This is a genomic window from Stieleria maiorica (assembly GCF_008035925.1).
Classification (GTDB): domain Bacteria; phylum Planctomycetota; class Planctomycetia; order Pirellulales; family Pirellulaceae; genus Stieleria; species Stieleria maiorica.
The window spans coordinates 7171737-7181671 of sequence record NZ_CP036264.1 but is presented as its reverse complement, the minus strand read 5'-3'; the positions used below and the strand labels follow the sequence as shown (position 1 = coordinate 7181671).

Annotated in this window: 7 protein-coding genes; 5 read left to right on the top strand and 2 right to left on the bottom strand. The window is 58.6% G+C overall.

What is annotated here, in order from left to right:
* Positions 1 to 200: 200 nt before the first annotated feature.
* From Mal15_RS24425 to Mal15_RS24415, 3 genes are all read left to right on the top strand, one after another.
* Positions 201 to 2678, top strand: a complete 2478-nt coding sequence (locus Mal15_RS24425) for a DUF6851 domain-containing protein (protein WP_147870149.1) — start codon at positions 201 to 203, stop codon at positions 2676 to 2678.
* A 329-nt stretch (positions 2679 to 3007) separates the two neighbouring features.
* Positions 3008 to 4804 carry a translation elongation factor 4 gene (gene lepA / locus Mal15_RS24420; RefSeq protein ID WP_147870148.1) on the top strand — a complete coding sequence of 599 codons (1797 nt, stop codon included), beginning with the start codon at positions 3008 to 3010 and terminating at the stop codon, positions 4802 to 4804.
* 520 nt (positions 4805 to 5324) lie between these two features.
* Complete coding sequence (locus Mal15_RS24415) at positions 5325 to 5846, top strand: hypothetical protein (RefSeq protein ID WP_147870147.1); 522 nt, start codon at positions 5325 to 5327, stop codon at positions 5844 to 5846.
* Positions 5847 to 5948: 102 nt separating this feature from the next.
* Here the strand turns inward: Mal15_RS24415 and Mal15_RS24410 are convergent, their stop codons facing one another.
* Both Mal15_RS24410 and Mal15_RS24405 read right to left on the bottom strand, forming a co-directional pair.
* On the bottom strand, positions 5949 to 6920 hold the full coding sequence (locus Mal15_RS24410; RefSeq protein WP_147870146.1) for a prenyltransferase/squalene oxidase repeat-containing protein: 972 nt from the start codon (positions 6918 to 6920) through the stop codon (positions 5949 to 5951).
* A gap of 453 nt (positions 6921 to 7373) precedes the next feature.
* Positions 7374 to 7703 (bottom strand): hypothetical protein, encoded by a 330-nt coding sequence (locus tag Mal15_RS24405; RefSeq protein WP_147870145.1) that lies wholly within the window; start codon positions 7701 to 7703, stop codon positions 7374 to 7376.
* A 246-nt stretch (positions 7704 to 7949) separates the two neighbouring features.
* On the opposite strand from Mal15_RS24405, the gene Mal15_RS24400 reads away from it, so the two are divergent.
* Positions 7950 to 9116, top strand: coding sequence for a pyridoxal phosphate-dependent aminotransferase (locus tag Mal15_RS24400; protein WP_199773726.1), 1167 nt, complete (start codon positions 7950 to 7952; stop codon positions 9114 to 9116).
* The gene (locus Mal15_RS24395) at positions 9113 to 9922 is read left to right on the top strand and encodes a nitrilase-related carbon-nitrogen hydrolase (RefSeq protein WP_199773725.1); all 810 of its coding nucleotides are present in this window, start codon (positions 9113 to 9115) and stop codon (positions 9920 to 9922) included. The genes Mal15_RS24400 and Mal15_RS24395 overlap by 4 nt, the downstream gene beginning before the upstream one ends.
* Positions 9923 to 9935: the final 13 nt, after the last annotated feature.

Here is a 9935-nt window from a genome sequence, read left to right as displayed (position 1 = left end):
CGGCTGAACGATCCGGTGCGATCGCGACGTTCACCCGCGTCGCGGTCGCACAACGTGACGGTTTTATCGGCGATCGGCCCCTGGACCGAAAAATGCTCTACGGCGCGATCTTCCTGCGTCGCTCAATTTCATCGGACGAACTATAGTCACGGCTGCGTATTTCAGTACGTCGAAATGACGGGCGATCGATGAGGAAGCAGGTGACGGGCGATCACACACAACGACGACGACGCAACCGACGGCGGGGACAATTCGAACGATTGGCCGAGCGGATGCTGCTTGCCGGAGATCTGCAAAGTCCCTATCAGCCGCGCGATGTCAATTTGGACTTGCAGGTTTCGCAACTCGATGCGCTGGCGGTCATCGACTTGCTCCGCGACCAGCCGACGCCCCAACTCGGTGCCGGCTTTTTCCCCGATGTGACCGGCAACGGTGAAGTCACCCCCCATGACGTGCTGTTGGTCATCAATGAATTGATCGACGATGATCCGGCAATCGCGTCGCGGCTGATTCATGACTCGGGATTCGCCGGACAGGCAAACTACGATCTGTTGACCAACGCGCCGGGAATCGAAATCTGGGCCTCGGAGTTTCTCGACGAAATCGAGTTGTCGATCGACGGAACACCGTTCGACAATCTATCTGGGTTTGAAGTCGACGGCCGCCTGGTGCTCTCCGACAACGACATCGACGGTCTGGTCTCCGGTCGCCTGGAAGACGGCGACCACGAGATCGCGATTTCGATTCCGGGTAGAAATGCATCGATCGAATTCATCCTGTCGATCGATCGCACCGTCCCCACACCGGTGCTGGACGCCGACGAGGGTCGATTGCGACTGCGTCAGCGAAGCGTTGAGTTTCTGTTTGACGAACCGTTGGCCCCCGAAGCGATCGGCGAAAGCAACTATGCGGTCGAAGTGACTGCCGCGGGCAATGTGATCGATTCGGTTCCGATCGAAACGGTCACGCAGAACGCGGCACATCGGTTGACGCTCGGTTTTGCCGACAAGCTCAACGATGGCGAATATCGCATCACCTTGTCACCGCGGCTTTGCGATTTGGCTGGCAATGAAATCTCCGCGGGGCAATTCCCACTGCTGGTCCATCAAACCGCTGATTTGGTCATGGATCCGCATTCTCAATTTGTGACGGTGTCGACGGCGGACCCAACCATCTCGGTGCGTTGGGATGTTGCGGCGCAAAAAGGTGTTGTGGCAACCTCTCCCGGCCCGACCGTCGCCTCACGCGCCTACGCCATGGTCCACACCGCGATGTTCGACGCTTGGTCGGCCTACGATGCCGACGCGGTCTCGACGGTCAACCAGGACGTGTTGCAGCGTCCTGCGAGCGAAAATACAGATGCCAACAAGGCCGAAGCGATGAGCCATGCCGCCTACCGGGTTTTGCTGGACCTGTTCCCCGAAGCCCGGCACGTTTTTGACGACTTGATGATCGCATTAGGATACGATCGCGACAACCAGTCCACGGACGTGACCACGCCCGCGGGCATCGGCAATGTGATGGCCGCGGAACTTTTGAAAGTGCGGCACGCCGATGGGTCAAACCAGCTCGGCGACAGCCCAGACGGGGTTTCCGGCGTCAGATACTCCAACGTGTCCGCCTACGCTCCGGTCAACGCCGTCGGGCAAACCCTCGTCATCGGTGCATGGACGCCGGAGTACGTGCCGATCGATGCCACCGCCACGACCGCCATCCGCGAACAACGCTTCTTGACACCCCATTGGTCCGATGTCACTCCGTTTAGTTTGACCACGGCGTCTCAGTTTCGCCCCGAACCTCCGGAACCGTTCTTGTTGGTTGACGGCACCGTGGATCTGGTCAGCAAAACCATCACCCTGGCCGATCAATCCGTGGTGAATCTTGACCGTTCGTTGATCGGAACGCTCATCAATCCCGACTTCATCGCTCAAGCCCAGCGTGTCATCGATGCCAGTGCCGATTTGACCGATCGGCAAAAGTTGATCGCCGAATTTTGGGAAGACGGGGGAAGCACGTCATTTCCGCCAGGCACTTGGATGAGCTTTGGGCAATTCCTTTCCGGGCGAGACGAACACTCGTTGGACCAAGACGCCGGGCTGTTCTTCGCCCTGTCCAACGCGGTCTTTGATGCCGGCATCGCCACCTGGGAAGCCAAGGCGTTTTACGATTACGCCCGTCCGGTCCGCGTCATCCGTGAACTCGGTGAACTGGGGTTGATCGGCGAACTCGATCAGGCCTCGGGAAGCTACTTGATCGACGTTTGGTCGCCCCTGACCGGTACGACCGAGTCCATTGCGGCGACGGAGTTTCTGACCTACCAAACACCCGGCAGCGACCCCTCCCCCCCGTTTGCAGAATACACGTCGGGCCACAGCAGTTTTAGTGCCGCCGGTGCGACGATTCTGGAACTGTTTGCCGGTTCACCAGAATTCGGCGGAGAAGTCAGCTTTGACGTCGGAGAATCGCGGTTTGAACCCGGTGACGTCCCGGCGGCGGCGGTGACGCTGCAGTGGCCGACGTTCCGCGATGCAGCCGATGAAGCGGGCCTGTCTCGCATCTACGGAGGGATTCACTTTGACGACGGAGATCTCCGCGGCCGGAAACTTGGCAATGACATCGGCATGGCCGTCTGGCAGCGGGCTCAGCAATACATCGACGGCACGATCGGTTCGTCGTAGTCGTCTTCCGCAGCTTCGTTCCCGATTGGGCTGGGCAGTCGCCGTCCTCTCCGAGGTCGACGCGGAGGAAAGCTTCGCTTTATTGCTCCGCCGAATTCGGAGAACACGGCGACCCTGGCAACGCATCGTCAACCCGAAAATTGATTTGCGGTAGACGACGAGTGCCTCTGCACGTCTGGCCAGATGGTCGCCTCCTTGGGCATGCCGGTGGGCCGTCTGGCACGGCCTGACCTGCCCCCCGGCGATCAATCCCTGTTGATCGGAGCCCCGATCCACTACGATTGGAGATCGGCTTCTTCTTTCCGCTTTTTGTCGCAAGACCCCGGCGTATGAAACAGATTCGGAACTTTTGCATCATTGCCCATATCGATCATGGAAAATCGACCCTGGCCGACCGACTGATTCAGGCCTGTGGCGGGGTCACGCAACGTGAATTCCATGACCAGATGCTCGACTCGATGGACATCGAACGTGAACGAGGGATCACGATCAAGAGCAACACGATCACGCTGGCCTACACCGCCAGGGACGGCCAAGAGTATCAACTGAATTTGATCGATACGCCCGGGCACGTGGATTTCTCGCACGAAGTTCGACGGTCGTTGATGGCCTGTGAAGGTGCCTTGATGGTCGTCGATGCGTCCCAGGGCGTCGAGGCTCAAACGGTCGCGAACCTGTACCTGGCAATGGAGTACGACCTGGAGATGTTGCCGGTGATCAACAAGATCGATCTGCCGGCGGCGGACGTCGATCGGGTCCGCGAAGAAATCGACGCGGACCTGGGCCTGGACCCGTTCGCGGCCATTCCGGTTTCGGCGAAAACCGGCCAGGGCATCGAAGACGTGTTGGAAGGGATCGTCGAGCATCTGCCGCCACCGAAAGGCGACCCGGATGCACCGCTGAAGGCACTGGTCTTCGACGCCCACTTCGACAAGTACCGCGGAGTCATTTTGCAATGTCGCGTCATGGAGGGCACGCTCAAAACCGGCCAGGCGATCCATTTCATGCACGGCGGCCACGACTACAAGGTCGATGAACTCGGTTACAACCAATTCAAGCTGAACCCGCGAAAACAACTCGCCGCCGGCGAGGTCGGCTACATCGTCGCCGGCGTCAAAAGCGTTCAAGACATCGAGATCGGCGACACCATCACGCTCCAAGATCGACCGGCAGACGCTCCCATCCCGGGATACCAGAAAGCCAAACAGGTTGTGTTTTCATCGGTCTATCCGATGAGCACCGATGAGTATCAAGACCTGACCAAGGCACTGGAAAAACTGTCGATCAACGACGCCGCGTTGACCTACGAAAAAGACTCCTCGGCCGCCCTGGGGTTCGGGTTCCGCTGTGGATTCCTGGGGCTGCTGCACTTGGACGTGATTCAGGAACGTTTGCAGCGCGAATTCGACATCGGCTTGGTCATCTCGGCACCCTCGGTCAAGTACATTCTGGCGCTGAAGGACGGCACCACCGTCGAGGTCGACAATCCGTCGTATTGGCCCGACCCGTCGAACATCGATTCGGCGACCGAACCGTACATCAAGGCGTCGATCCTGACGCCGGAGGAATTCGTCGGCTCGGTGATGGAATTGTGCCGCGAACATCGCTCGGAAAGCCAATCGATGAACTACCTTTCCGCCGGGCGGGTCGAAGTGACCAGCGAAATGCCGCTGGGCGAAGTGCTGTTCGATTTCTACGGCAAACTAAAAATGATCACCCGCGGTTATGGATCGTTCGATTATGAACCGATCGAATACCGCAAAACCGACGTCGTCAAAGTTGACATCCTGGTCAACAAAGAACCGGTCGATGCGCTGGCCTATCTGGTGCACCGCGACAAAGCGCGGGCGCGTGCGCTGCACTACTGTGAACAGCTCGCCGAAGCGATTCCCAGGCACCAGTTCAAGATCCCCATCCAGGGCGCGATCGGAGGCACCATCATCGCCCGCGCGACGATCCAGCCCTATCGTAAAGACGTGACCGCAAAACTGTACGGCGGTGACGTGACGCGGAAGAAAAAGCTGTTGGAGAAACAGAAGAAAGGCAAGGCCAAGATGAAGCAGTTCGGCAGCGTCAACATCCCCCAAAAAGCCTTCGTCTCGGTGTTGCGCGCCGACAAGGATTAATCCATCTCGCGGCACGGCTGAGCGCATCGAACGGTCTAGCAACCGATGGCCGCGATCTCCAATAGGACCTAGAGGACACAGAGGACGCATAGGTCCTATTGGCCCTATCCTGCGCGTCGTACGTCAAACCAGCGGCTTCCATTGGGTGCCACCCACCATTCTCGCCAGCCACCGTCGCACCAGCGAATTGCAAGCAAATCTGGAGGTGATTGGTGGGCGGCACCGGATCGCTAGTCCCGGCCGCCGCATTGGCGAGCAGCAGCGATCTGGCCCAAGAATCTCTCCGGACACTGAACCGAAGGCGTGATGGATTTAGCGGGATTCAGCAATTACAAATCGATCGGGCTCGACTCAGCGCACTGCGTCAGTTGGGTCGGGACGCTGAGCGGGCCGATCTCGCCTCCCAGATGGTTCACGCGCACCCCAATGACTCCGAGCCGTTTCATGAATTGGCATCGACGCTTCTCAAACTCGGGAAAGCGGAAGAGCTTTTTAAACTGGCGATGAGCGGCTGAAACGCATGCCGAATGACGAACCAGCTCTGCTTGCGTTGGCATCGGCGGCTAGTACGCAAGGCAAGTTTGATGTCGCAGCGCAGTATTTGAGCGAGCTGGTGAACCTGCATTCGCTATCACCGCGTGGAAAACTGATGGCGGGTCGATTGTTTCTTTACCAACCAGGTCGCAAGTTCGATCAGGCGGAGGACTTGCTCCGAAACCTTGTCGCCGAATTTGGGTATCGCTTCCCGTTTGTCGTGAAAACCTTCGCGGTTGCACTGGCCAGTAACGGCAAATACCAAGACGCGATTGCTATTTTGCGCGATTTATCTGTCGCGACCGGTGTTGAATTGAATCGATTCGACCGACTCACCCAGGGAATCATCGCTGAACGAAGTGGGGTGAGCGAAATCGCAAAACGCTACTATTCCCGCTGCGAACGAGACGACTTGGAGGGGCCGATCTCGACCTACCACTTGGCTCAGTTGAGGTTGGAGCGGATGGAAAGATCGCTGGCAGAATCTCACGCCGGTGAAACTCCCTGACGTTGCGAATCAGGGCACATCGAACTCGCCTGGCCCGTGCGTCCAATGACGGGCAAGGCAGTCACCTGCGAATTCGCGATTGCAGCGGATTCCAGGGGCCGATCACGGATTGGAGCTGGACGTCAAATCAGGGCGATCGGCGAGCGTCTCGGCGAGCGTCAAGAGTGCAAGACTGGTCGTGAAAAACGGCATGGTCTCGCGCAGGTGTTCGGATTCATCGGGATTCGCCCAACTTCCATCGGCCTGCTGTCGCAACCGAATCGCGTCAATCAGTTCCGTTCGCCATTCGTGGTCGATCTGGTTCGCATCGACGATTGTCTCTCGCCCCAGCAAGTTCATTGCCGTCGCAAACGACCAATAGTAGTCGTAGAGTCGCGATTTCGGATCACCGATGCCTGGATTCTCTGACAGCGTGTAGTTCTGGCTCAACCACGCTGCAGCAGATTTGATTCGCCGATCCGTTGGCGGCACACCGCATAAGATCAAGCCTTTGATCCCCGCACAGGTGAGTCCACCGCAGGGATGCTCCGTCCGTCCGGTGAAGGGATCGATCACGAAGCCTCCACTGTTGCGTGATACTGACGCGGACCGCTCGCAATCGAGCCGTTGGCAACGCGTAAAGAAAACGACAGCGCGCTTCATGAACGGGCTGTTGCTGGGGACTCCCGCCTGTCGCAGCGCTTGAATCGCGAGTGCGGTGTGATAAAGATCTGGTGCAGAAACTCGTCGGTAGCCCACACCGCCAAAACGGAAATCATCCTGCTGGCACTTCCGACGGGGTGTCCATTGTAGTTGCTCGATGCGTCGGATCGTCGATCGAATCTGGCGGTCATATCTGCCGCTGCTGTTTCCTTCAGACAGCGCCAACAAAGCAAAAGACAGACCAAGTGTTTCTCGCCCATCGGGCATGAGATCCGAGTCGCTGTCCAGCGCGTTTGCCAATTCGTCCAGCCCCGAATCCATCGAAGGACTGGGCGCCGATAGGGCACGCATTCTGAGCGTCGCCAGCGTGCAAATCGCGGTGTAATCGGGCTCGAAATCGCCGACACTTTGATCGCTGATTCGGTTCGTCACTGAACCGACGGTATCCGATCGCTGGCTCTGCCCATTCGCTGCTTCGGCAAACAAACAAGCGAGCGATAGAGTGATGGATATGCAATGGGATTTGAACAAGAGCGATCTCCTCAAGATGCGATTGCGCGCCAACGTGTTCCAACGTCCACAACGCAATTGGTGTGCCAATTGCAACCCCCGATTTGCTGCGGGCAACACGCCTCGTTAAATGATTCCGCGATGCCGAAACCGACACATGCGGTGGAATTTGCATCGAAAGCTGGTCGATTGAGGGTCGCCGGGCCGACACGCTGAACCCGAGGGGTGCTGGCGAAACCCCGGACAGATTGTCTACAGTTGGAAAGACTCCCGTTCCCGACGTGGAAAGGAGACGTTCTCTTACTAGCCCTGTATTTCAACTCGTTAGAGTCTGCCAATCCGTTGATTGGCAGACTTGGCTATTCGCTTGCAAACTTAGCGACGCGACCAGGTGGGCGTGCTGGGGATGGCCACGATGCTGGTGTTGTACGTCGATTCAAAAAACGCTTCCCAGTATTCGGCCTCGGCTCTCGTATCAAACGGTTCATCCCCGACCATTTGCCAATAGCCGGGAATGGAAGGAGACTCGATGTAGAGGGCGAAGTCGTAGTACAGATCGTAGTAGAAATCCCAAAAGCTGTACGTCGACTGATCGTAGAGTACGGTGTACTCGTAGTCGCTCTCACCGGCAAATTTTGCATCCGCGTCGCGTGCGCCGCAGCAACAGGCGACCGCGACGGCCAGCCCAAGTAAGATCCGATTCATCGTTTTTTCTCCGTGGATTCGTAGTGTTCTTGCCCCGTACCTAGGTCCCAAGCGGAGACGGAGCAATCATGTGACACGACTCCCCCACTGGTCCGATAAAAAATGAGTGCCTTCGATGCGTCGGTAGTTGTGGTTTGACACTCTGACCGCGGTGCACAAGAATGCCGATCAAACAGCCCCACGGACGTGCCAATCGCTGGTTGTGTCGCGGTGGATTTTGATTCGTCAACAGGACCATCCGCTCGAGTGATTGCCAACCGAATCCAACACGTTCAAGCGCCCGTCATTCCGATCGTGGGACGTTGGACGAGCGAACATCCGGGGACCATTTCGCTCGGCCAGGGGGTGGTCCATTACGCTCCGCCGTCGGAGGTATTTCAGGCGGTCAGTGAAGCGGCCGGGCAAGATCACGGCTTAGATCGCTACGGGCCCGTCGTCGGCAACGAGCGGCTGATCGACTTGATCCAGCAGAAGCTGATTGCCGAAAACGGAATCGATCCGGAGGCCGACCAATCGTCGGTGGTCTGCTCGGCCGGGTCGAACATGGGATTTCTGAACGCCATCCTGGCGATCGCGGACATCGGCGACGAGATCATCTTGTTGAGCCCGTATTACTTCAATCACCACATGGCGATCGAGATCGCCGGTTGCCGCGCCGTGGTGGTGGCGACCGACGACCAGAACCAACCCGACCTGGATGCGATCGGCGACGCGATCACCCCTCGGACCAAAGCGATCGTCACCGTCTCGCCCAACAACCCCACCGGCGCGGTTTATTCCCAAAGCGACCTGGCGGAGATCAATTTGATGTGCGCCGCCCGCGGGCTGTACCATCTGTCCGACGAAGCCTACGAGTACTTCCTGCACGACGGCGTCCGTCACTATTCGCCCGGTTCCGCCGTCGGGGCGAGCGAACACACGATTTCGTTGTATTCGCTGTCCAAGTCCTACGGGATGGCGGGCTGGCGGATCGGGTACTCCGTCGTGCCGAATCATCTGGTCGAAGGCATCCGCAAGATCCAAGACACGAATTTGATTTGCCCGCCGATCGTCTGTCAGGTGGCCGCCGCCGCGGCGTTGGAGGTCGGATCGGACTGGTGTCGCGAGCGAATCGCCGGCTTGACCGCGGTCCGCGATGCCACACTCGGGTCGCTCTCCGAACTGGGCGATCGGTGCCGGTTTGCCGTCCCCCGGGGCGCGTTTTATGTGTTGTTCCAATTGCAAACCGATCAGAGCGATATGACACTGGTGGAGTCGTTGATCCGCCGGTTCTCCGTCGCGGTGCTGCCCGGCAGCGCGTTCGGCGAATCGAAAGGCTGCTCGCTGCGTCTTTCGTACGGGGCGTTGGATCCGCAATCGGTCCGCGAAGGCGTCGGCCGCCTACGTGACGGTCTTGCAAAACTTCTTACATGAGTGGGTCCAAAGCGATGCAGATCGTTGCGGTTCAATTGAACATGGCGTGGGAAGACAAACCGGCCAATCACCGGCGTCTGCGCGAGTTGCTTGGCGGGACAACGATCCGCCCGGGTTCGTTGGTGATCGCGCCGGAGATGTTTGAAACCGGCTTCAGCATGAACGTGAATGCGACGGCCCAGAGTGAAGCCCGCGAAGGGGAAGCGTTGCTGCGTGAATTGGCACGGCAGTACGATTCGGCGTTCATGGGCGGCGTCGCCGCTCCGATCCGTGACGGGCGTTCGCGGAATGAATGTGTGGTGTTCGCCCCCGACGGGACACAATTGGCGCGCTACCAAAAGATGCATCCCTTTTCGTTGTCCGGTGAAGAAAACCACTACACCGCCGGCTCGACCCAAGTCGTCTTTGAGTGGCAGGGCGTCAAGATCACGCCCTTCCTTTGCTACGACCTTCGTTTTCCTGAGATCTTTCGGCCGGCGATCCTGCGCGGAGCGGAATTGATCACCGTGATCGCTTGCTGGCCGGCGAAACGCAGCGAACACTGGGTACGTCTGCTGCAAGCCAGGGCGATCGAAAACCTGGCGCCGGTCGTCGGCGTGAACCGCAGCGGGGAAGAACCCGATCTGCAATTCGACGGCCGCAGTTCGGCGTTCGACCACATGGGAACGCCGATCTTCGAAGCTTCGGCCCAGGAGCAGATCCTCACGGCCGAGATTGACATCGAAGCGGCGCGGCGGTGGCGGTCCAAGTTCCCCGCGCTGCGCGATATCGTCGCCAGTGAGATCAGCGGCAGTGACGAACCGTAGGTTCATGGTAGAC